Source organism: Reyranella sp. (genome assembly GCF_965249915.1).
GTDB lineage: Bacteria > Pseudomonadota > Alphaproteobacteria > Reyranellales > Reyranellaceae > Reyranella.
On record NZ_OZ252257.1, the window covers coordinates 5,403,891 to 5,423,270 of the forward strand.

Consider the following 19,380-nt stretch of genomic DNA (forward strand, 5'->3'; position numbering starts at 1 on the left):
GCGGTGAGCGAGACGGAACCCGAGAAGAAGGGCTGGTTTGCGCGGTTGCGCTCGCGGGTGGCGCCGACCGTCGAGCCGCCGAAGCCGGCCGAACCTGAGATCGCGCAACCCGAACCGCTAGAGCCGGCCGTCCTAGCCGAGCCCGAGACGCAGGTCGTTGCGCCGCCCCTCGAGCCGGTGAGCGAGCCGGTGCCGGTGGCGCCCGAGCCGGAGCCCGCGCCTGTCGCTGTCACCGCCCCCGTCGAAGCGGTGGCCGAGAAGGAACCGGAGGTCGAGAAGTCCGAGCCCGAGAAGCCCGAGCCCGAGAAGAAAGGCTGGCTGTCGCGTCTGCGCGAGGGCCTCTCGAAGTCGACCAAGAAGGTCGCCGAGAGCATTACCGGCCTCTTCACCAAGAAGAAGCTCGACCAGCAGACGCTCGACGATCTCGAGGATGCACTGATCCAGGCCGATCTCGGCGTCGCCGTCGCCGCCCGGCTGGTCGGCAAGCTGAGCAAGGAACGCTTCGGCAAGGAAGTCACCGAAGAGGAAGTTCGCGCGGCCTTCGCCGACGATATCGCCGAGATCCTGCAGCCCGTCGCCGTGCCCTTGACCATCGACGCCGCGCGCAAGCCGCATGTGGTGCTGGTGGTCGGCGTGAACGGCAGCGGCAAGACGACCACCATCGCCAAGCTGGCCGGCCGCTACCGGAGCGAGGGCCGCTCGGTGATGCTGGCCGCCGGCGACACGTTCCGCGCCGCCGCCGTGGAACAGCTCAAGGTCTGGGGCGACCGTGCCGGCGTGCCGGTCGTGTCGAAGCAGACCGGCGCCGACGCCGCGGGCCTCGCCTACGAGGCGCTGGAGCGGGCGCGGGCCGAGAAGACCGACGTGCTGCTGATCGACACCGCCGGTCGCCTGCACAACAAGACCAACCTGATGGAAGAGCTCGCCAAGATCGTGCGCGTCATCCGCAAGCTCGATCCCGAGGCGCCGCATTCTTGTCTGCTGGTGCTCGACGCGACCACCGGCCAGAACGCCCACGCCCAGGTCGAGACCTTCAAGACCATGTCGCCGGTCGATGCTCTGGTTCTCACCAAGCTCGACGGCAGCGCCAAGGGCGGCGTGCTGGTGGCGCTGGCCGAGAAGTTCAAGTTGCCGGTCGTGGCCATCGGTGTCGGAGAAGGCATCGACGACCTGCGGCCGTTCGAGGCTCGCGCCTTCGCGCGCAGTTTGATGGGATTGCCGGCATGAGCAGTGAGCGGGACGCGGGCGGCGACAATGGCATGCGAAAGCTCTATGCCACGGCGCTCGAACTGGGGCCGCTGGTCCTGTTCTTCGCAGCCAACGGGCGCTGGGGCATCTACTGGGGCACCGGTATCTTCATCGTCGCCACCGCGGTCGCGCTGCCCTGCTATCGCTGGCTCGAGAAGCGCTGGCCGATCATGCCGCTGGTCGGCGGCTTCTTCGTGCTGGTGTTCGGCGGCCTCACCATCTGGCTGCAGGACGACACCTTCATCAAGTTGAAGCCCACCATCGTGAACACCCTGTTCGCGGTCATCCTGGGCGGCGGTCTCGTGCTGTTCAAGAAGCCGCTGCTGAAGCCCCTGTTCGGCGCGGCGTTCAAGCTCACGGACGAGGGCTGGTATCAGCTCACGATGCGCTGGACCGTGTTCTTCTTCGTGCTGGCCATCGTCAACGAAGTGATGTGGCGCAACTTCACGACCGATACGTGGATCGCCAGCAAGATGTTCCTGAGCTTCCCGCTGACCCTCATCTTCGCCTTCCTGCAGATCCCGCTGCTCCGGCGCTACTGGGACGGCGACGACAATCCCTTCGCGCGCGGAAGCTGAAGCTCAACTTTGTCATCCTGAGCGCAGCGAAGGATCTCGCGCCCGCCACAGAGTCCTCTGGTCGCTCAGCCAGTTCCTTCGCTGCGCTCAGGACGACAGCTGTCAAACCCCCTCGGGCTTGCGCGGCGGCCACATGCGGGCGAGGTCGCCGGTGGGGTTGGAGTAGGTCGAGAAGTCGACCTTGTCGCGTGACTCGTGGAAGTGGGCGAGCGCCCACACAACCGTCGGGAAGGCCAGCTGGTCCCACGGGATGTCGTCCCAGTCGACCAGCGCCACTTCCTCGCTCTCGATGCCGCAGGCGATGTCCGGCGTGACCAGCTTCGCGCGATACATGATCTGCACCTGGCCGATGCGCGCCACGCTGTACATGGCGAGCAGCCGGTCGATCTCGATGGTGGCGCAGGCCTCTTCCAGCGCTTCGCGCTGGGCGGCCTGCTCGGTCGTCTCGCCCAGTTCCATGTAGCCTGCCGGCAGGGTCCAGAAGCCCTTGCGCGGCTCGATGGCGCGCTTGGCCAGCAGGATCTTTTCGCCCCAGGTGCAGACCGCCCCGGCGACGACCTTGGGGTTCTGGTAGTGGATGAACTCGCAGCGCCCGCAGACCAGCCGCTCGCGATTGTCGCCGTCGGGCACCCGCTTCTCGAAATGCTCGGGCGGATCCCACGGCAGGCGCGGGCGATCGGGTGGCGTGGAGGGGGCGCTCATGCGCCGACGCTACGCCGCCCTAATGAGCGCTGCAACGCCGGGCAGCGTCTTGCCTTCCATCCATTCGAGGAAGGCGCCGCCCGCGGTCGAGACATAGGAGAATTTCTCCTCGACGCCCGCCGCGGCCAGCGCCGCCACCGTGTCGCCGCCGCCGGCCACCGACAGCAGCTTGCCCGTGCCGGTGAGGCGCGCCACTTCCAGCGCCAGCGCCACCGTACCGGTGTCGAACGGCTTGATCTCGAAGGCGCCGAGCGGGCCGTTCCACACCACGGTCGAGCACTCGGCCAGTTCCTTCTGGTACAGCGCGATCGTCTTGGGGCCGACATCGAGGATCATCTTGTCGTCGGGGCAGGCATCCGCATCGACGACGACATGGGCTGCGCCGGCCTTGAACTCGTCCGCTGCCATGACGTCGACCGGCAGCAGCACCTTGCACTTGGCGGCCTTCGCCTTCTCCAGGATCTCGAGCGCCATCGGGGCGAGATCCTTCTCGCACAGCGACTTGCCGACATGGATCCCCTGGGCGTGCATGAACGTATTGGCCATGCCGCCGCCGATGATCAGCTTGTCGACCTTGCCGACCAGATGGCCGAGCAGCTCGAGCTTGGTCGAGACCTTGGCGCCGCCGACGATGGCGCAGACCGGGCGCTTGGGGTTGCCCAGGGCCTTGTCGAGCGCCTCGAGTTCCTCCTGCATCAGGCGGCCCGCGACGGCCGGCAGGCGATTGGCGAGACCCTCGGTCGAGGCATGTGCGCGGTGCGCGGTCGAGAAGGCGTCGTTCACGTAGACGTCGCCCAGCAGCGACAGCTTGTCGATGAAGCCGGCGTCGTTCTTCTCCTCTTCCTTGTGGAACCGGAGGTTCTCGAGGAGCAGCACGTCGCCCGCCTTCATGGTGCGCACGGCATCCTCGGCGAGCGGACCGATGCAGTCCTCGGCGAAGGCGACCGGCTTGCCGAGAACCTTCTCCAGCGGCTCGACCAGCGGGCGCAGCGTCATTTCCGGCACGCGCTTGCCGTCAGGCCGGCCGAAATGGCTGAGCACGATCACCTTGGCGCCCTTGGCGGCCAGTTCCTTGATCGTGGGCGCCGCGCGCTCGATGCGGGTGGCATCGGTGACCACGCCGTTCTTCATCGGCACGTTGAGATCGACGCGCACCAGCACGCGCTTGCCCGACATGTCCATGGAATCGATCGTCTTGAAGGTCGTTTGCGGCATGATCTCTCTCTTATCTGTCGAGCGGGCGTCCGGCGTTTCCGCCGTCTAGCGTTTCCGAATCACGAATACCAGCACCTCGCCCTCGCGCGTGGCGGAGACCAGCTCGTGCCCGGTCTGCCGGCAGAAGGCGGGGAAATCGGCCTCGGCGGCGGGATCGGTGGCGCGCACCGTGAGCAGCCCACCGACCGCCAGTTCGCGCAGCTTGCGATTGGCCCGCAGCACGGGAAGGGGGCAGAGCAGCCCGGTGGCGTCATATTCCAGAGTGTCGGTCATCGAGGCCTGTAATATTGCATGGCTTCCGGCAGCCAGCGTCTGATGTCGGCAATGCGCGTGGTGTCGGCAGGATGCGTGCTGAGCCATTCCGCCTGCCGCTTGCCGGAACTCGCGGCCCGCATGCGCTCCCACAGGCCGATCGCCTCGCGCGGATCGTAACCGGCCAATGCCATCAGCACGAGGCCGATCCGGTCGGCCTCCGATTCCTGGGCACGCGACATCGGCAGGATGTAGCCCACTGTGGCGCCGGCGCCGACCGCGGCCATCATGGCCGGCAGATAGGTGCGGCTGCGGCCGCTCACCGTCGCCGCCAGGGCCACCGATGCGGCGGCGGTGCCGACCGATGCCACCATCTGGTCGCTCATGCGCTCCGCGCCATGGCGCGCCAGCGCATGCGCCACCTCGTGGGCGATCACCACGGCCATGCCGGCTTCGGTCTTGGTGATCGGCAGCAGGCCGGTATAGACCACGACCTTGCCGCCGGGCAGGCAGAAGGCATTGGGCTCGTTCTTGTCGACGGTCTTGAATTCCCAGCGAAAGCGCGGCGCGCGCCACATTTCCTGCGGCGGATGCTCGGCGGCATTGGCGATGCGGCGGCCGACCTTCTCGACCAGCGCGTTGGTCTGCGCGTCGCGCGACAAAGGCTCCTTGTTCAGCACCTCGCGATAGGCCTGCAGGCCCATCTCGCGCTCCTCGTTCTCGCTCACCAGCATCATCTGCGACCGGCCGGACACCGGCGCCGTCTCGCAGGCAGCGAGCAGGGACGCGAGGCCGCACACGATCAGCAGGGAGCGCAGGATGGAGGGCATGGGCCGAACTCTAGGGGCCGGCTCGCACGCGGTCGAGAGTGCGTCAGTCGGCCAGGAAGCCGGGTCCGCCGCGGCGCTTCAGTTCTTCGCCGGCATCGCGGCCGAGAGCGGCTGCGTCAGCGATCGAACCGCGACGCTCCGTTGCGATCACTTCCGATCCGTCAGGGCGCGCGATCAGGCCGCGCAGATGCAGCTCGCCGCCCGTCAGGATCGCGTGGCCCGCGATCGGCGTGCGGCAGGATCCGTCGAGCACGACCAGCATCGCATGCTCGGCGCGCACGCAGACCGCGGTGGGTTCGTGATCGATCGCGGCGAGCCAGCCGCGCGTCTGCGCGTCATTCTCTCGCGCCTCGATGCACACCGCACCCTGGCCGACGGCCGGCAGCATTTCGCTTTCCGGGATGGCGGTGCCGACGCCGGTCTTGCCCAGCCGCTTCAGCCCGGCGAGCGCCAGGATCGTCGCCTGCACGGTGCCGGCGGCGCGCTTGGCGAGGCGGGTATCGACGTTGCCGCGCAAAGTGACGATCTGCAGGTCCGGCCGGCGGTGAAGCAGCAGCGCCTTGCGACGCAGCGCCGACGTGCCGACGATGGCGCCCTGCGGCAAATCGTCGATGCGGGCGAGGTCCGCGATCAGCACATCGCGCGCGTCTTCGCGCGGCAGGAACGCCGCGATCGCCAGCCCGGGCGGCTGTGCGATGGGCATGTCCTTCATGCTGTGGACGGCCGCATCGATGCGACCCTGCAAAAGGGCTTCCTCGATCTCCTTGACGAACAGTCCCTTGCCGCCGGCTTCGGACAACGGCCGGTCCTGGATCACGTCGCCCGTGGTCTTGATGGCCACGATCTCGATGGCGCCGGGCGCCGCGAGTGCCGGGACTGCCTTGGCGAGCGCGTCGCGCACCAGGCCGGTCTGGGTGAGGGCGAGAGGGCTGCCGCGGGTGCCGAGCCGGAGGAGGGGGGCCGTCATGGCCGCTGCTCTAGCGCAGGGCGCCCCGATACGCCAGAAGCCCCCACGCCAGAAGCTGTGGCGCCGACAGGTCGCGGCCGGCGGCAGTTGCGGGACCGGGGGGCCGGAGGCAAGAAGGCGGCGAACAGAGGCCGACCATGAGCCAGGATCTCGAAATCGTACCGTTGTTTGCCACGCCGCTCGTCGTCCACGACGTGCCGGACGCGGCCGCGTTGAACGCCGACCTGCGACGGGTCATCGAGGAACGCGAGAAGTCCCACCCCGGCACACAGGCTTCCAACGAAGGCGGCTGGCAGTCGACCTGGGACATGGAACGCTGGGGCGGCGTGCCGGCGCTGAAGCTGCTGGCCATCGCCCGCAATACCGCCAATCGCGTGACGATCGACCGGTCGGGCAATGCCGGCGGTCCCCATCCCGGCGTTTTCGCCGTGACGTGGCGCGCCAACATGTGGGCCAATATCAACCGCAGCGGCCACGGCAACCTGCCCCACACGCATCCCGGCGCCTTCTGGTCCGGCGTCTACTACGTCGCCGATGGGGGCATCCCGGCCGATCCCTCGCTGGGCGGCGCACTGGAATTCCTCGATCCGCGTGGCGCGGCCCCGGTGATGTACGCGCCGCATCTCGGCTTCGCGATGAAGGGCGGCCTGTCGGGCGGCGCCAACGAGGTGCTGCAGCCCAAGGCCGGCCGGATGGTCCTGTTCCCGTCCTGGCTGCTCCACCAGGTCCGCCACTATCGCGGCACGGCCGAACGCATCTCGATCGCGTTCAATCTGAACCTCTGAGTTTGCTCAACACAACTACCTCACCCTGAAGAGCGCTCTGCGGGAGCGCGTCTCGAAGGATGAGGTAAGTGCTTGAATCGATTCAATTCATTTCCGGCCAGACTCTCAGAATGAGGTGGTGCGTCGGCGAGGTGTCATCTGGCGCCCCGGTGTCCGGGCCGCTAGAAGTCCCGCATGCGCGTCCTGGGCATCGAAACGAGCTGTGACGAGACCGCCGTCGCCGTGGTCGAAGGCCCGGCCGGGACCGGGCCGGTCGGCCGGATCCTGTCGAATACGGTCTACAGCCAGCTCACCGAGCATCGCCGGTTCGGCGGCGTGGTGCCGGAGATCGCCGCGCGAGCGCATCTCGAGCGGATCGACGGGCTGGTCGCACAGGCGCTCGACGAAGCGGGCCTCGGGCTGGCCGATCTCGACGCCATCGCCGCGACCGGCGGGCCGGGGCTGATCGGCGGCGTGATGGTGGGCGTCATGACCGCCAAGGCGCTGGCCTTCGCGCACGACAAGCCCTTCATCGCGGTCAATCATCTCGAAGGCCACGCGCTGTCGGTTCGGCTGACCGAGCCTGTCGAATTTCCCTATCTGCTGCTGCTCGTGTCGGGCGGCCACTGCCAGCTCCTCACGGTGCGCGGTCCCGGCGACTTTACGCGGCTCGGGACCACCATCGACGATGCCGCCGGCGAATGCTTCGACAAGACCGCCAAGCTGCTGGGCCTCGGCTTCCCCGGCGGGCCCGCGGTCGAGCGGGCGGCCGAGGGCGGCGACCCGCGCCGCTTCGCGCTGCCGCGGCCGATGTGGCGCAAGCCCGGCTGCGACTTTTCCTTCTCGGGCCTGAAGACCGCGGTGCGCCAGACGGTCGAGAAGCTGCCGGCCGACGATCCGCGCGCCGTCGCCGATCTCTGTGCTTCCTTCCAGCGCACCGTGGGCGACGTCTTCGCCGACCGCTGCGCCAACGCGCTGGGCCGAGCCCCGTCGTCGACGCTCGTGGTGGCCGGCGGCGTTGCGGCCAACGTCTATCTGCGCGGACGGCTCGAAGAGGTCGCGGCGGCGCATGGCGCGAAGCTGGTCGCGCCGCCGGTCCGGCTCTGCACCGACAATGGCGCGATGATCGCCTGGGCCGGCGTCGAACGGCTGCGTCTCGGCCAAGTCGATGCGCTCGATTTCCGTCCCCGGCCGCGCTGGCCGCTCGATCCCGCCGCCGCCAATCGCGTGTAGACTGAAGCCATGAGCCAGGCCCAGCCCGTCTTCGAAACCGTTGCCGCCTTCGCGACGCCAATCCTCATCGCCGATCTGCCCGACGGTGCGCAGCTCAACGCCGCGCTGATCCCGGTGCTGGCCAAGCGCGAGGCCGAACAAGAGAACGAGCCGCACAGCACGCTGGGCGGCTGGCAATCGACCTGGGACCTCGACAAGTGGGCCGGCGTTCCGGCGATCAAGCTGCTGGCGGTTGCACGCAATATGGCCAACCGCAGCACCAGCGATCGCCAGGGCAATGCGGTCACCATCGCGTGGAAGGCCAACATCTGGGCCAATATCAACCGCGGCGGCCACGGCAACGAATTCCATTCCCATCCCGGCAGCTACTGGTCGGGCGTCTACTATGTCGACGATGGCGGCATCTCGGCCGATCCGTCGCTGGGCGGCGAACTCGAGTTCATGGATCCGCGCGGGCCGGCGCCGGCGATGTACGCGCCCTATCTCGCCTTCAGCCTTCCCGGCGGCCTGTCGGTCGGCACCAACCAGACGATCTCGCCCCGGGCCGGGCGGCTGGTGATGTTTCCGTCCTGGGTGCTGCATCAGGTGCGGCCCTATCGCGGCACCGCGCAGCGCATCTCCATCGCCTTCAATCTCAGCCTGTGACGAGGATCGCGTGAGGGGGATCGCGTGACGGGCATCGCGCATATCGGCGTCGTCGGCGGCGGCGCCTGGGGAACGGCGCTGGCCTGCCTCGCACGCCGGGCCGGTCGCACGGTGACGCTCTGGTCGCGCGATCGCAGTGTATCGGCCGCGATCGCGCACGACCGTCGCAACGAGATCTACCTGCCGGGACAATCGCTCGACGCCGGCATCGACGCGGCCACGGAGCTCGCCCAGCTCGCCGACTGCGATGCGATCCTGCTCGTCTGTCCGGCCCAGGCGTTGCGCACCGTGGCCCACGGCCTGCCCGGCAGCGGCCCCGTCGTGATCTGCGCCAAGGGCATCGAGGCCACCAGCGGCCTGTTGATGCCCGAGGTACTGGCCGAGGTGCTGCCGGGTCGGGCCATCGCCATGCTCTCGGGCCCGAGCTTCGCGGAGGAAGCCGTGCTGGGCCTGCCGACGGCGGTCAGCATCGCCACCGCCGATGCCGCGCTCGGCCGCGACCTCGCGGCCTCGCTCGCCGCCGGCATGTTCCGGCCCTACTGGACCGACGATGTCGTGGGCGTGTCGCTGGGCGGCGCGGTGAAGAACGTGCTGGCGATCGCCGCCGGCATCGTCGAGGGCCGCGGCCTCGGCCACAACGCCGCCGCCGCGCTGATCACCCGCGGCTTCGCCGAGATGGCGCGACTGGGCCTTGCCCTCGGCGCCAATCTCGAGACCCTCACGGGCCTGAGCGGGCTCGGCGACCTCGTGCTCACCTGTCAGGGACCGCTGTCGCGCAATCGCTCGCTGGGCGCTGCGCTCGGCAAGGGCATGTCATACGAAACCTACATGCAGGGCCGGCGGCAGGTGGTCGAAGGCGCGGCGACGGCGCCGGCGGTGCTCGAACGCGCCGCCAAGCTCGGCATCGAGATGCCGATATGCACCGCGGTCGATGCTATCCTGCATCGCGGCGCCGATCTCGACGATTCGATTCGCGCGCTGTTGGCGCGGCCGCTGCGGCGCGAAGGCAAGTAGGAGCAGGGGGAAACGACATGGCGTACTGGCTCATCAAGTCCGAGCCTTCGGTCTATTCCTGGGCGCAGTTCGTGAAGGACGGCGAGACCTCCTGGACGGGCGTGCGCAACGCCCAGGCCGCGATCAACCTCAAGGCGATGAAGCCCGGCGACCGCTGCTTCTTCTACCATTCCAACGAGGGCAAGGAGATCGTGGGCATCGCCGAGGTCGTGAAGCCCGCCTATCCCGATCCCACCGATGCGGCGGGCAAGGCCGTCACCGTTGACGTGAAGCCGGTCGCGCCGGTGAAGAACTCGGTGACGCTGGCCGCGATCAAGGCCGATCCGAAGCTCGCGGATTTCGGCCTGGTGCGCCAGTCGCGCCTGTCGGTGGTGCCGGTCTCCGCCGAGCAGTGGAAGATGATCGAGAAGATGGCGAAGTAGTCGCTTCGTCAGCAGCCTCGTCATGATCGACAATACTCGCGGCATCGTGGCGATGCTGGCGTCGGTCGTCGTCTTCATCTTCAACGATGCGCTGATCAAGCTCGCCGCCGAGACCGTGCCGTCGGTCCAGGCGATCGGCGTGCGCGGCCTCTTTGCCACGCTCTGGTGTGCGCTGGCGCTGCTGGCGACGGGGGCCTGGCGCAAGATGGCCTACGCGGTCCATCCCAAGGTCATGCTGCGCGGCGGGCTGGAGGCGGGCGCGGCCATCATCTACCTGATCGCCCTGTTCCAGATCCCCTTTGCGATCGCCACCGCCGTCAACCTCTCGACACCGCTCATCCTGACGGTGCTCGCCGTGCTTCTCCTGAAGGAGGACGTTCGCTGGCGGCGGTGGACCGCCGTGGGCGTGGGCTTCGCGGGCGTGCTGCTGGTGATCCAGCCGCGACCCAGCGACATCAACGGCTGGACCTGGGTGGCACTTACGGGGACTTTCCTCGGCACCTTTCGCGACGTCATCGCGCGTCACCTGCCGCCGGCCGTGCCGACGCTCGTCGTTTCCTTCACGACGGCGATCACCGTCGCCGTCGTCGGCTGCGCCTGGGCGCTGGTCGAGGGGTGGCAGCCGATCGATGCGCGCGCCCTGGGCTACATCGTGGCGTCGTCGCTGCTGCTCGCGATCGGCTATCAGTTCCTCGTGATCGCGCTGCGCTCGGGCGGCGAGATCTCGGTCATGGGATCGTTCCGCTACTCCTCGATCCTGTGGGCGCTCGCCATCGGCTACGTCGTGTGGGGCGAGGTCCCCAACACCCTGGCGCTCGCCGGCATCGTCGTGATCGTCGGCTCGGGCCTCTACATCCTGCACCGCGAGCGGGTGAAGAGTTAACGGAGAGATCAACGTCATTATGTCCTCTCCGCCACGAAGTGGGGGAGAGGAAGGGGCCCATTGCGAAGCAATGGGTAGGTGAGGTGGTGCGAGATAAGAAAGCGATGCGTCGATAGCGAGAGCGGAGACCCACCTCACCCTCCCCGCTTCGCGGGTCCCCTCCCTCTCCCCCCGCAGGCGGGCGGAGAGGGCGAAGAGGCTGATGTTGTGAACGTTAGGATGTAATCCTACCGCGCCACCCACGCCTCGTAGTCGCGCGCCACGTCCTCGACGGCCTGGTCGTAGAAGCGCTTGCCGTGCTCGGGCGTCGCCTGGCTCGGGTCGGAGCCGATGCGGCCGTCGGGAAAGGCGCGGCGATAGTCCTCGGAATCGGCGAAGGAGCCGTTCGGCGCGATGCGCGGCTCGAGCACACGGCGGTCCATCGTCTCGGGATATTTGTACCAGGTCAGCGCCACTTCCGAGGCCGTGGCGTGACTGCCTTCGCCGGTCGGATAGAGTTCGGAACTGAGCCGCTTGATGCCGGGGCTGTCCCACCAGTTGCGAAGGGCGCACTTGATCGAGGGCTGGTTGCTCATGCGCTCCATCGAGCGCTCGGCATAGATCTCGGAGAAGGCCGCTGTCACCGTGGCGATGTTGCCGCCATGGCCGTTCACGAAGAAGAAGCGCGTGAAGCCGTGCTTGGCCAGCGACAGCACGTTGTCGCGCACGACGGCGATCAGGGTTGTGGGCTTCAGCGTGATCGAGCCCGCGAAGTCGAGATGATGCTGGGCCATGCCGACCGAGATCGTCGGCGCCACCAGCGCGCCCACCTTCTCCCCGACGCCGCGGCCCACCATCTCGGCCGTCAGTGCGTCGGTGCCGATCAGGCCGGTCGGGCCGTGCTGCTCGGTCGAGCCGATCGGGATGATGATGCCGGTCTTGGTCTTGAGATAGTCTTCGACGAACTGCCAGGTCTTGAGCTGAAGCTGCACGAACCGAAACTCCTGTGATGTGGTCGAAGGATGCGTCGCTTCGTGCAGCGAGACAAGAACGTCGGCGAGCTGACGTCAGGCCGGCACCACCTTCGCGGCCAGCCGGCGGCGGTCGAGATCGGCCAGTGCCTTGTCGCGGGCGTCGGCGATCTGCTTGGCCTCGATCGTGCAGAGTTCGCGGTTGGTCGAGCTGCAGCGCGTGTTCACGAGGTCGATTTCGGCCTTGGCGCCGGCTTCGATGCGCTGGCGGATGCCGGCATAGTGGGCATCGCGCGCCTCGTCGCTGGGGAAGCTCGCGGGTGTCAGGATGACCATCACGCGCTCGGGGTACTTGTTGTTGGCGCCGGAGGCCGCATCGATGGCGACGCCGACCAGTCCGCCGAGCAGGATGTTGCCCACCGTGGCACCGGTGAAGCTGGCGACCAGGACCTCGTTCGACTGCTCGTAGCCGTCGAGGGCGCAGCTCAGGATGACGGTTTCCTTGGAACGCGAGAGGGCCACCTTGCCCGGTGTCGGCTTGATGAATCCGACGGTGGCGCCCTGGCGATTGACGGTGCAGGCGGCGCCCTTCGGCTCGCTATCGACGTAGACGTCCTGGGTGGTGCCGCCGACCACCGTCGCGCAAGCCGCAGAAGTCGACACCAGGCCGACAGAAATCATCAGGCGGCCAAGGCCCGCCAGTTTCCCCACGTTCATTGTCTTGTATCTCCCCCTGCCGGATGAGTCGGCGCGATTTGCTACCACAGAGGGCAGGGGGATAGAAAGAACAACTGAGGGTTAGTCGGCTTGCCAGAAGGCCGAGGCGCCGGGCGGCAGGCTTGCCAGGACGCGGTCCAGCTCGACCTGGTCGATGTTCCGGCGCAGCGCGGCGGCAACGTCGCGGATCGAGGAATCGGGTGCGAAATTGTGGTCGGGACGCAGCGCCTGCACTTCGCGCGTCATGGTGTTCCGATCTTCGAAGGGGCGGCGTGGCTCGTCGAGATCCCAGTCGGCAACGAAGAGCGCGCGCAGGACGGGCGGCAGCACGTTGGCGAACCGGATCGCCTCCTTCACGTCGAGCCGTCGGCGGAAGGCCTGAAACACGCCCTGCACCATCGTATAGGTCTGGTGCGTGGTCGCGAGGCCGGAAATATCCCGCGCATCGAGCATGAACTGCTCGAAGGTCATCGACGCGCGCTTGTACTCGACGGGCACCGGCATCGTCGTCACTCCATGACGGGGTCAGGACGGCAAGGGCTCGCCCAGATTGCCCTCGCTGTTGATCAGCAGTACGCGCGAGGTCGGCCCGAGACCCAGCGCCTTGAAGGCGGCCTCGTCGGTGCAGACGCGCATCAGTCCGGCGAGACCGGCGCAGCCCGAGGGGCCGGAGATGATCGCGGGATCGTGGCCCAAGGGGTTGGCGTAGAGGCGGCGGGCCGGCAGGACGCTGTCCTCCCCGATGGTCATGAACCAGTCGGCGGCCTGGCCGATGATCGGCCAGTTCACGGGCGAGATCTCGCGGCAGGCGAGGCCGCCCATCACCGTGTCGGCATCGCCGCTGGCCAGCGTCGGCTGGCCGGCGAGGTTGCTCTGGAACCAGCAGTCCGCACTTTCGGGTTCGACCACGATCGACACCGGCCGCTCGTCGCACACCGCCCAGAGATAGCCGATCACCGCCGCGGCCAATCCGCCGACGCCGGCCTGCACGAAGACATGGGTGGGCGCCGCGCCCCATTGCTGGACGGCGGCTTCGTGGACCAGCACGCAATAGCCGCGCATGACGCTGCGCGGCACCGAATCGTAGCCCTCCCACGACGTGTCGGAGATGATCGTCCAGCCGTTGGTCTCGGCCTGGAGGCGGCACTCGGCGACAGCCGTGTCATAGTCGCCGTCGACCCGGATCACCTCGGCGCCGCGCGCCCGGATGGCGGCTTCCTTCTCGGCACTGGTGAACTTCGGCAGGAAGATCACGCAGCGATTGCCGAACAGTTTGGCGCCCGCGGCGACCGAGCGGCCGTGATTGCCCGAACTGGCGGCGGTGAACACGAAACGGCCGGTGATTTCCTTGTGCTCGCCCTTCATCACGCTCTCGAAGGAGGGCGTGGAATGGTAGGCGTCGCCGACCGCGCCGGTGAGCACGTTGGCGACGGCGATCACGCCGCCCAGCGCCTTGAAGGCGCCGAAGCCGAAGCGCTGGCTCTCGTCCTTGACCCGGATTTCGCCCACGCCCAGCCGTGCGGCCAGGGCCCGCAGCTCGTAGAGCGGCGTCGGCTTGTGCGCCGGGCAGGCCTTCAGCTCCTCGCACAGTTCGGGAATCCCGTTGGGATTGATCACGAACTGCTGTTCGCGACCGAATTCGAGGGGGCGCGTGCTGCGCGGATTTTTGGTCAGCCAAGGGGCCAACCCGGGGGCCAATCGGGGGGTCGTCATGCCGGGGTCATAGCATGCTAAGCTCCGCAAAACGGAGTAGCCCATGAAGGTGAATGTCGAAGTGACCTGTACGCCCGAGGAGGCCCGCGCCTTCATGGGCCTGCCGGACATCAAGCCCATGCAGGATCGCATCATGGGTGAAATCGAGGAGCGCCTGCGCTCCAGCCTCGGCGCCATGAACCCCGAGACGATCTTCAAGACCTGGCTGCCGGCTTCCATGCAGGGCATGGACCAGATGCAGCAGATGCAGCAGGTCTTCTGGTCCCAGCTCGCCAACATCGCCACCGGCGGATCGACGAAGAAGGAATAGGCGGATCATGAGCCAGCGCGAGAAGCCAGCCGATCCCAAGCCCTACTACGAAGCCCACGTCTTCTGCTGCACCAACCGCCGCCCGGCCGGCCATCCGCGCGGCTGCTGTGCCGAACGCGGCGGCGAGGCCCTGCGCGACCACATGAAGAGCCGCGCCAAGGCGCTCGGCCTCAAGAACGTGCGCATCAACAACGCCGGATGCCTCGACCGCTGCGAGCTGGGGCCGACTCTCGTGATCTATCCCGAGGGGATCTGGTACCGGGTGCCGACCAAGGAAGACGTCGACGAGGTGCTGGACACGCACCTGCTGAAGGGCGGCCGGGTCGAGCGGCTGATGCTGAAGCCGGAAGACAAATAGCCGGCGTCAGAGACCGCGTGCGCGGCGCTGTCCGCGCCACTGCGAGCCGGCGAAGATGATCATGACGACGATGGCGCCCAGCATGGCATGACCTCCTGCCCTCCAAACGTAGGAGGCCGGGAGGCGTTCCCTGCGGGCGGCATCGCGGATGCCGCCGATCGCGAAGCCGCTCATCGAACGGAGCTACGACCCGTCCCGACCGGTCGTCCCTTCTGGACGGCCCGACGCGCGGACCGGGGCTTCCCCGGTGACGTCGTTCGCGAGCCCAACCGAAATAAACGAAATAAACGAAATAATCGAAGCCAGAGTCGCACCCCCTTAGGCAGGTATCCTGGTACCGTCGAGGGGGCGATCGTGCCCGGTATCCGCGTGGAATGTGCGGGATGGCCGATCTCGACGTCAGCTCCTCGCGAGCAGCTCCGTCGCCAGGGCCGTCCATTCCTCGCTCAGGGACTGCTGCGACACCGGCCGGCCTGCCCGGCGATACCAGTAGCCGGCATTCGCGAGATCGCCTTCCTGGCGATGTAGATGGGCGTGCACGCTGTCGCAATCCGGCTCGCCCTCGTGCGCCTGGACGCACTCGTGGGCCTGCGCCCAGTCGCCGCGACGGGCCCACCAGAGAGCCTGCACCGCCGGACTGGATCCGGCGGGCGGCGCGTCGGCCGTGACGCTGGCGGCGAAGGCGTCGAGGGCGGTCATGGCGGCTCCTGCTAGCGGCGCTTCAGGCGGAAGCGCAACAGGTGGATACGGTGCGAAAAGAAGCCCCAGGCCGAAAACTTCAGGTAGCGCTCGTAGCGCCGCGTCTGGTCCTTGCCGACCATGGCGATCGCCTCGGCCCGCTTTTCCTTGAGGTTGGCGGCCCAGATCTCGCAGGTCCGGCCATAGTCGACCCGGTCATTGCGGAAGCGTTCGACCTCGAACAGACCGTTGGCGGCCGCCAGGATCTCCGGCAGGCGGGGCAGCTCGGAGTCGGGGAAGATGTCTTCGACCAGGGGACCCATCGGCACTTTGTCGTCGGGATCGCCATAGGCGATGGTCTGCAGGGTCATGCGCGCATCGGGCGCGAGCATGTCGCGGCATCGCGTGAAGAAGTGGCGGTAGATCGCGGTCTTCGTGGCCGCATCGTCCTTGGGCTTGGTGAAGTGCTCGAACGCGCCGACCGAGATGATGGATCCGTAGGGCTCGGCCGGGCGATGGTCGGCCCAGCTCTCGACGCGGATCTCGACCGGCGGCGAGCCGGCGTCGCGGATCGCCGCGCGGGCGAGTTCGGCCTGCGCATCGCTCAAGGTCAGGCCGACGCCGCGCGCCAGCGGCGGGGCGCCCGGTGCGCGCGTGGCGACGGCGGCGCGCAACATGCCGCCCCAGCCGCAGCCGATGTCGAGCAGGCTGGAGGAGCGGTCGGCGCCGGCGTTGCGCAGATGCCAGTCGATCTTGCGGCGCTGCGCATCGGCCAGGGAGGCGTCGTCGTTCTCGTCGCGCCACATCGCCGAGGAATAGGTCATCGTCTCGTCGAGCCACAGCCGATAGAAATCGTTGCCGACGTCGTAGTGGGCGCGAATGGCTTCTGGCGAGGCGCCGGCAGCGTGAGCGATTTCGGTCATTGAGTGGCCCTGATGTTCATCGGCGCACCATAAGCCATTCGCGGACGCAGCGGACCACACGGTTTTTGCGACATTCGGGTTATTGCATTGGAGAAAAGTTTGTCTCAGAAGTACGCGCTGAGCGACGCACGAGGCGCCGGTTACTCGCGCCATCGATGCAAAAAATCGGGCATTGCAACACGCAGGATTGCTCCCGCATGACGACGACGGATCTGCCGCAGGGCGTTGGCCAAAAGGGCCGCTTCTATCTCACCAAGAACATCTGGGTGCCCCAGGAGCCGCTCGAGAACCTGAATCTCAAGCTGTCGGACTGGATCCTGCGGAACATGCCCAAGCTGCCGCTGTCGGGCGAGGACGCGCTGAAGTCCTTTCCCGTTCTGGCCGAGTTGAAGAAGAGCCACGCCCAGATCAAGGCCGACCTGGACTACCTGCTCAGTCACCATGAAGCGATCCCGACTCTTCACGAGGTCCATCCGCGGGATCTCTATGTGCCGGGCCGGGCGTGGCGCACGTTCATCCTCAAGATCTACGGCCACGAGATCACGGAGAACACCGCGGCCGTTCCCGACACCATGGCCGCCATCAACCGGCTGCCGGGCGTGCACACCGCCCTGTTCAGCATCCTGGCCGGCCGGGCCGAGATCGAGCCGCATCGCGGCTCCGCAGCCGGCGTGGTCCGCTTCCACTATCCGCTGATCGTGCCCAGCGAGCCGGAGAAGTGCTGGATCGAGATCGGTGGCCACCATTTCTTCTGGGAAGAGGGTGTGCCGCTGGTGTTCGACGACACGCGCGAGCATTGGGTCAAGAACCAGACCGACGAGACGCGCGTCGTGCTGATCATCGACTTCAATGCCGACATGCCGTTTCCGGTGAACCTCTACACCAGCCTGCGCTACGAACTCGGGCGTCGCAGCGCCGAGGTGAAGGCCGTCTACGAACGCGCCGCAATCGGCGTCCCGCCGCGCAACGCAGGCAACGGCGCGGCGTAGAAGTATGTCCCGTCATCCTTCGACTGCGTTCAGGACGACGGGGTGTTTCTTCAGGTAAACTCTACTCGATCAGCTCTGCCAGCCGCTTGATGATGCGCGTCGGCCTGGCCGTCGCATGCGCCGGCACGCCGGCGTCGAACGGGTCGTACCAGATGCCGCACATGCCCAGCGCCTGCGGCGCTACGACTTCCCATTCGTAGTTGTCGCCGACCATCCAGGCGTCTTCTGCAGCCACACCCAGCCGCTCCAGCGCGTGACGGTAGACCGCGAGCTCGGGCTTGCCCTGGCCGAACTCGCCTTCGATCTGGATGTGGTGGAAGCGGTGGGCGAGTTCGAACCGCTCGATCTTGGCGCGCTGGGTCTCCGCGGCCCCGTTGGTGACGAGGGCCAGCCGGACACCGGCATCGCGCAAGGCGTCGACCGTGGCATGGGCGTCGGGATAGAGCCGGTATTCCTTGCGCCTGAGTTCGGTGAAGGAATCGGCGATGCGGTCGGCCAGCTCGTCGTCCGCGCGGCCAAGCTTCGCGAGGCCGCGACGGACCGACAGCCGGCGGGCGCCCGGGATGTCGAGCCGCCACTTCGCGGCCTCGGCCCGGTCGTTCCAGAAGGCGCGCGCCTCTTCCATGATGGCGGTGCGCACGCGCACGATGGCCGCCTCGTCATGAGCGTCGAGATGGGCGGAAAAGACATGGAGCAGGCGGGTCCACGCCTCCTCCGGCTGCGCGTAGGCACGGATCAGCGTGTCGTCCATGTCGAACAGGATCGCGCGGGGCAGGCCCGCTTTGGAAAGATCGGCCATGTCAGTTCGTCGGCTGGCCCGCAAAGGTCGTGGGGGCGGGGCTGACGACCACGCCGCGGTCGCCCTGGATCTCGATCACGGCGAGCGCCCGCTCGGAGCGGCCGTCGGGCAGGAAGCGGAAGATGCCGTCGACGCCGGACCAGCCGTTGGGGTTGGTGATCGCCTCGGCCGAGAAGTCGCCGCCCGGCTTCATCCGCGCGAGCTGGCCGGCCAGGCCCACGCCGTCATAGGCGAGGGTCGCCAGCCGGTGCGGCGGCCGCCCATAGGTCGACACGAAACGGCGCTCGAAGTCGGCGCGCCGGGCCGGATCGGGCGCGGCATACCAGGCGCCGCGCAGCATGGTTTCCGCGCCGACGCCGGGGAAGTCCCACACGCCCGTGCCGATGAACTGGACCGCGCGCCCGTCGAGGCCGTTGGTCGCCAGCGAGGCCAGCGCGGTCGAGAGCAGGGGCGGCGCCACCGGCACGAGGACGGCAACCTTGCCGCCGTCCCCCTTGGCCGAGGCCGCGAGTTCTCGGGCCTGGGCAGCGATGTTCGATCCGTTGGGGTCGAAGAATTCGCGGCCGACCACGGTGCCGCCGCGTGTCGTCACATAGGTCTCGAGCGTGCGGCTCATCTGCTCGCCATAGGTCGTCTGTGGCGCGAAGGTCGCGAACCGGCGGATTCCCGTCTCCAGCGCATGATCGACCACGCGGCGGACCTGAGGCGGGGCGGCGATACCCATGATCCAGACGCCGCGCTGCGCGACCTGCTCGTCGTTGGAGAAGGCCAGCACGTTCATGCCGCCCTGGTTCACCAGCGGCGCCAGGGCGCTGGCCGAGGTGCCGTAGAGCGGTCCCAGCACGAGGGCTGCACCATCGAGCCGGGCCTTGCGATAGGCCTCGACGGCGGTTTCGGCGCTTTCTCCGCTGTCGTAGGCCGACAAGGCGAGTTCCTTGGAGCTGCTGTCGAACAGCGCCATTTCGGCCGCCTGCTGCATCGCCTGGCCGATCGGGGCGGCGCGGCCGCTGAGCGGCAGGAGCAGGGCGATACGGACCTTGCCGGAGGCAGTCAGCGGGGAACCGGCCTTCGGCGTTACGGTCACCGATTGCGCGGTCCTCGTGCTAGTCTGGGGAGGCTCGCTGCAGGCGCCCAACAAAAGGGCGGCTGTGGCAAGCGCAATGAATGACCTACGCATCGGCGCGAAACTC

At 67.9% G+C, this 19,380-nt stretch carries 25 protein-coding genes; 11 read left to right on the forward strand and 14 right to left on the reverse strand.

The window, feature by feature from the left end; genetic code table 11:
- The first annotated feature begins 3 nt into the window (after positions 1-3).
- Entirely contained in the window at positions 4-1,227 is a 1,224-nt protein-coding gene (gene ftsY, locus ACP15H_RS26555) for a signal recognition particle-docking protein FtsY (protein WP_425069131.1), read from the forward strand.
- Positions 1,224-1,826 carry a septation protein A gene (locus tag ACP15H_RS26560; protein WP_425069132.1) on the forward strand — a complete coding sequence of 201 codons (603 nt, stop codon included), beginning with the start codon at positions 1,224-1,226 and terminating at the stop codon, positions 1,824-1,826. The genes ftsY and ACP15H_RS26560 overlap by 4 nt, the downstream gene beginning before the upstream one ends.
- Positions 1,827-1,928: 102 nt before the next feature.
- Here the strand turns inward: ACP15H_RS26560 and ACP15H_RS26565 are convergent, their stop codons facing one another.
- The 5 genes from ACP15H_RS26565 to hemC are packed head-to-tail and all read right to left on the reverse strand — an operon-like array spanning position 1,929 to position 5,792.
- Complete coding sequence (locus ACP15H_RS26565) at positions 1,929-2,528, reverse strand: NUDIX hydrolase (RefSeq protein WP_425069133.1); 600 nt, start codon at positions 2,526-2,528, stop codon at positions 1,929-1,931.
- A 9-nt stretch (positions 2,529-2,537) separates the two neighbouring features.
- Positions 2,538-3,743, reverse strand: a complete 1,206-nt coding sequence (locus ACP15H_RS26570) for a phosphoglycerate kinase (RefSeq protein ID WP_425069134.1) — start codon at positions 3,741-3,743, stop codon at positions 2,538-2,540.
- Between the two features lie 45 nt (positions 3,744-3,788).
- Complete coding sequence (locus ACP15H_RS26575; protein WP_425069135.1) at positions 3,789-4,016, reverse strand: sulfurtransferase TusA family protein; 228 nt, start codon at positions 4,014-4,016, stop codon at positions 3,789-3,791.
- Positions 4,013-4,825 carry a M48 family metallopeptidase gene (locus ACP15H_RS26580; protein ID WP_425069136.1) on the reverse strand — a complete coding sequence of 271 codons (813 nt, stop codon included), beginning with the start codon at positions 4,823-4,825 and terminating at the stop codon, positions 4,013-4,015. The genes ACP15H_RS26575 and ACP15H_RS26580 overlap by 4 nt, the downstream gene beginning before the upstream one ends.
- Before the next feature lie 43 nt (positions 4,826-4,868).
- Positions 4,869-5,792, reverse strand: coding sequence for a hydroxymethylbilane synthase (hemC, locus tag ACP15H_RS26585; RefSeq protein ID WP_425069137.1), 924 nt, complete (start codon positions 5,790-5,792; stop codon positions 4,869-4,871).
- A 137-nt stretch (positions 5,793-5,929) separates the two neighbouring features.
- Here hemC and ACP15H_RS26590 point away from each other — a divergent pair, with 137 nt between their 5' ends.
- The 6 genes from ACP15H_RS26590 (at position 5,930) to ACP15H_RS26615 (ending at position 10,753) form a co-directional block, all read left to right on the forward strand.
- Positions 5,930-6,577 carry a TIGR02466 family protein gene (locus ACP15H_RS26590; RefSeq protein ID WP_425069138.1) on the forward strand — a complete coding sequence of 216 codons (648 nt, stop codon included), beginning with the start codon at positions 5,930-5,932 and terminating at the stop codon, positions 6,575-6,577.
- A 174-nt stretch (positions 6,578-6,751) separates the two neighbouring features.
- Positions 6,752-7,789 carry a tRNA (adenosine(37)-N6)-threonylcarbamoyltransferase complex transferase subunit TsaD gene (gene tsaD / locus ACP15H_RS26595; RefSeq protein ID WP_425069139.1) on the forward strand — a complete coding sequence of 346 codons (1,038 nt, stop codon included), beginning with the start codon at positions 6,752-6,754 and terminating at the stop codon, positions 7,787-7,789.
- Between the two features lie 9 nt (positions 7,790-7,798).
- Complete coding sequence (locus tag ACP15H_RS26600) at positions 7,799-8,434, forward strand: TIGR02466 family protein (protein ID WP_425069140.1); 636 nt, start codon at positions 7,799-7,801, stop codon at positions 8,432-8,434.
- A gap of 24 nt (positions 8,435-8,458) precedes the next feature.
- Positions 8,459-9,448, forward strand: coding sequence for an NAD(P)H-dependent glycerol-3-phosphate dehydrogenase (locus ACP15H_RS26605; protein ID WP_425069141.1), 990 nt, complete (start codon positions 8,459-8,461; stop codon positions 9,446-9,448).
- A gap of 17 nt (positions 9,449-9,465) precedes the next feature.
- Complete coding sequence (locus ACP15H_RS26610) at positions 9,466-9,870, forward strand: EVE domain-containing protein (RefSeq protein WP_422033416.1); 405 nt, start codon at positions 9,466-9,468, stop codon at positions 9,868-9,870.
- Between the two features lie 22 nt (positions 9,871-9,892).
- Positions 9,893-10,753 carry a DMT family transporter gene (locus ACP15H_RS26615; protein WP_425069142.1) on the forward strand — a complete coding sequence of 287 codons (861 nt, stop codon included), beginning with the start codon at positions 9,893-9,895 and terminating at the stop codon, positions 10,751-10,753.
- Between the two features lie 227 nt (positions 10,754-10,980).
- On the opposite strand, the gene ACP15H_RS26620 is transcribed toward ACP15H_RS26615, so the two are convergent.
- The 4 genes from ACP15H_RS26620 to ACP15H_RS26635 form a co-directional block, all read right to left on the reverse strand.
- The gene (locus ACP15H_RS26620; RefSeq protein WP_425069143.1) at positions 10,981-11,724 is read right to left on the reverse strand and encodes a creatininase family protein; all 744 of its coding nucleotides are present in this window, start codon (positions 11,722-11,724) and stop codon (positions 10,981-10,983) included.
- A gap of 75 nt (positions 11,725-11,799) precedes the next feature.
- On the reverse strand, positions 11,800-12,420 hold the full coding sequence (locus tag ACP15H_RS26625) for a hypothetical protein (protein WP_425069144.1): 621 nt from the start codon (positions 12,418-12,420) through the stop codon (positions 11,800-11,802).
- Between the two features lie 81 nt (positions 12,421-12,501).
- Positions 12,502-12,924, reverse strand: a complete 423-nt coding sequence (locus ACP15H_RS26630) for a DUF2267 domain-containing protein (protein ID WP_425069145.1) — start codon at positions 12,922-12,924, stop codon at positions 12,502-12,504.
- Between the two features lie 21 nt (positions 12,925-12,945).
- Positions 12,946-14,133 (reverse strand): diaminopropionate ammonia-lyase, encoded by a 1,188-nt coding sequence (locus ACP15H_RS26635; protein ID WP_425069146.1) that lies wholly within the window; start codon positions 14,131-14,133, stop codon positions 12,946-12,948.
- Positions 14,134-14,176: 43 nt separating this feature from the next.
- Here ACP15H_RS26635 and ACP15H_RS26640 point away from each other — a divergent pair, with 43 nt between their 5' ends.
- A complete protein-coding gene (locus ACP15H_RS26640) occupies positions 14,177-14,443 on the forward strand; it encodes a DUF6489 family protein (RefSeq protein ID WP_068193552.1) in 267 nt (88 codons plus the stop codon).
- A gap of 7 nt (positions 14,444-14,450) precedes the next feature.
- Positions 14,451-14,801, forward strand: coding sequence for a (2Fe-2S) ferredoxin domain-containing protein (locus ACP15H_RS26645; RefSeq protein WP_425069147.1), 351 nt, complete (start codon positions 14,451-14,453; stop codon positions 14,799-14,801).
- 6 nt (positions 14,802-14,807) lie between these two features.
- On the opposite strand, the gene ACP15H_RS26650 is transcribed toward ACP15H_RS26645, so the two are convergent.
- The 3 genes from ACP15H_RS26650 to ACP15H_RS26660 form a co-directional block, all read right to left on the reverse strand.
- On the reverse strand, positions 14,808-14,975 hold the full coding sequence (locus ACP15H_RS26650) for a hypothetical protein (protein WP_425069148.1): 168 nt from the start codon (positions 14,973-14,975) through the stop codon (positions 14,808-14,810).
- Positions 14,976-15,200: 225 nt separating this feature from the next.
- Complete coding sequence (locus ACP15H_RS26655) at positions 15,201-15,500, reverse strand: hypothetical protein (protein WP_425069149.1); 300 nt, start codon at positions 15,498-15,500, stop codon at positions 15,201-15,203.
- 11 nt (positions 15,501-15,511) lie between these two features.
- Entirely contained in the window at positions 15,512-16,402 is an 891-nt protein-coding gene (locus ACP15H_RS26660) for a class I SAM-dependent methyltransferase (RefSeq protein ID WP_425069150.1), read from the reverse strand.
- A 197-nt stretch (positions 16,403-16,599) separates the two neighbouring features.
- Here ACP15H_RS26660 and ACP15H_RS26665 point away from each other — a divergent pair, with 197 nt between their 5' ends.
- Entirely contained in the window at positions 16,600-17,391 is a 792-nt protein-coding gene (locus ACP15H_RS26665; protein WP_425069151.1) for an aspartyl/asparaginyl beta-hydroxylase domain-containing protein, read from the forward strand.
- A gap of 61 nt (positions 17,392-17,452) precedes the next feature.
- On the opposite strand, the gene ACP15H_RS26670 is transcribed toward ACP15H_RS26665, so the two are convergent.
- Together ACP15H_RS26670 and ACP15H_RS26675 are read right to left on the reverse strand one after the other, a co-directional pair.
- Positions 17,453-18,190, reverse strand: coding sequence for an HAD family hydrolase (locus ACP15H_RS26670; RefSeq protein WP_425069152.1), 738 nt, complete (start codon positions 18,188-18,190; stop codon positions 17,453-17,455).
- Position 18,191: 1 nt separating this feature from the next.
- A complete protein-coding gene (locus tag ACP15H_RS26675; RefSeq protein WP_425069153.1) occupies positions 18,192-19,274 on the reverse strand; it encodes a penicillin-binding protein activator in 1,083 nt (360 codons plus the stop codon).
- Positions 19,275-19,380 lie beyond the last annotated feature (106 nt).

Coding starts and splice junctions, on each gene's coding strand:
- tsaD (WP_425069139.1), top strand. CDS start 6,752: ATGCGCGTCCTGGGCATCGAAACGAGCTGTGACGAGACCGCCGTCGCC.
- ACP15H_RS26640 (WP_068193552.1), top strand. CDS start 14,177: ATGAAGGTGAATGTCGAAGTGACCTGTACGCCCGAGGAGGCCCGCGCC.
- ACP15H_RS26570 (WP_425069134.1), bottom strand. CDS start 3,743: ATGCCGCAAACGACCTTCAAGACGATCGATTCCATGGACATGTCGGGC.
- ACP15H_RS26610 (WP_422033416.1), top strand. CDS start 9,466: ATGGCGTACTGGCTCATCAAGTCCGAGCCTTCGGTCTATTCCTGGGCG.
- ACP15H_RS26560 (WP_425069132.1), top strand. CDS start 1,224: ATGAGCAGTGAGCGGGACGCGGGCGGCGACAATGGCATGCGAAAGCTC.
- ACP15H_RS26575 (WP_425069135.1), bottom strand. CDS start 4,016: ATGACCGACACTCTGGAATATGACGCCACCGGGCTGCTCTGCCCCCTT.
- ACP15H_RS26670 (WP_425069152.1), bottom strand. CDS start 18,190: ATGGCCGATCTTTCCAAAGCGGGCCTGCCCCGCGCGATCCTGTTCGAC.
- ACP15H_RS26600 (WP_425069140.1), top strand. CDS start 7,799: ATGAGCCAGGCCCAGCCCGTCTTCGAAACCGTTGCCGCCTTCGCGACG.
- ACP15H_RS26625 (WP_425069144.1), bottom strand. CDS start 12,420: ATGAACGTGGGGAAACTGGCGGGCCTTGGCCGCCTGATGATTTCTGTC.
- ACP15H_RS26650 (WP_425069148.1), bottom strand. CDS start 14,975: ATGAGCGGCTTCGCGATCGGCGGCATCCGCGATGCCGCCCGCAGGGAA.
- ACP15H_RS26590 (WP_425069138.1), top strand. CDS start 5,930: ATGAGCCAGGATCTCGAAATCGTACCGTTGTTTGCCACGCCGCTCGTC.
- hemC (WP_425069137.1), bottom strand. CDS start 5,792: ATGACGGCCCCCCTCCTCCGGCTCGGCACCCGCGGCAGCCCTCTCGCC.
- ACP15H_RS26565 (WP_425069133.1), bottom strand. CDS start 2,528: ATGAGCGCCCCCTCCACGCCACCCGATCGCCCGCGCCTGCCGTGGGAT.
- ACP15H_RS26660 (WP_425069150.1), bottom strand. CDS start 16,402: ATGACCGAAATCGCTCACGCTGCCGGCGCCTCGCCAGAAGCCATTCGC.
- ACP15H_RS26655 (WP_425069149.1), bottom strand. CDS start 15,500: ATGACCGCCCTCGACGCCTTCGCCGCCAGCGTCACGGCCGACGCGCCG.
- ACP15H_RS26635 (WP_425069146.1), bottom strand. CDS start 14,133: ATGACGACCCCCCGATTGGCCCCCGGGTTGGCCCCTTGGCTGACCAAA.
- ACP15H_RS26645 (WP_425069147.1), top strand. CDS start 14,451: ATGAGCCAGCGCGAGAAGCCAGCCGATCCCAAGCCCTACTACGAAGCC.
- ACP15H_RS26580 (WP_425069136.1), bottom strand. CDS start 4,825: ATGCCCTCCATCCTGCGCTCCCTGCTGATCGTGTGCGGCCTCGCGTCC.
- ACP15H_RS26665 (WP_425069151.1), top strand. CDS start 16,600: ATGACGACGACGGATCTGCCGCAGGGCGTTGGCCAAAAGGGCCGCTTC.
- ACP15H_RS26615 (WP_425069142.1), top strand. CDS start 9,893: ATGATCGACAATACTCGCGGCATCGTGGCGATGCTGGCGTCGGTCGTC.
- ACP15H_RS26630 (WP_425069145.1), bottom strand. CDS start 12,924: ATGCCGGTGCCCGTCGAGTACAAGCGCGCGTCGATGACCTTCGAGCAG.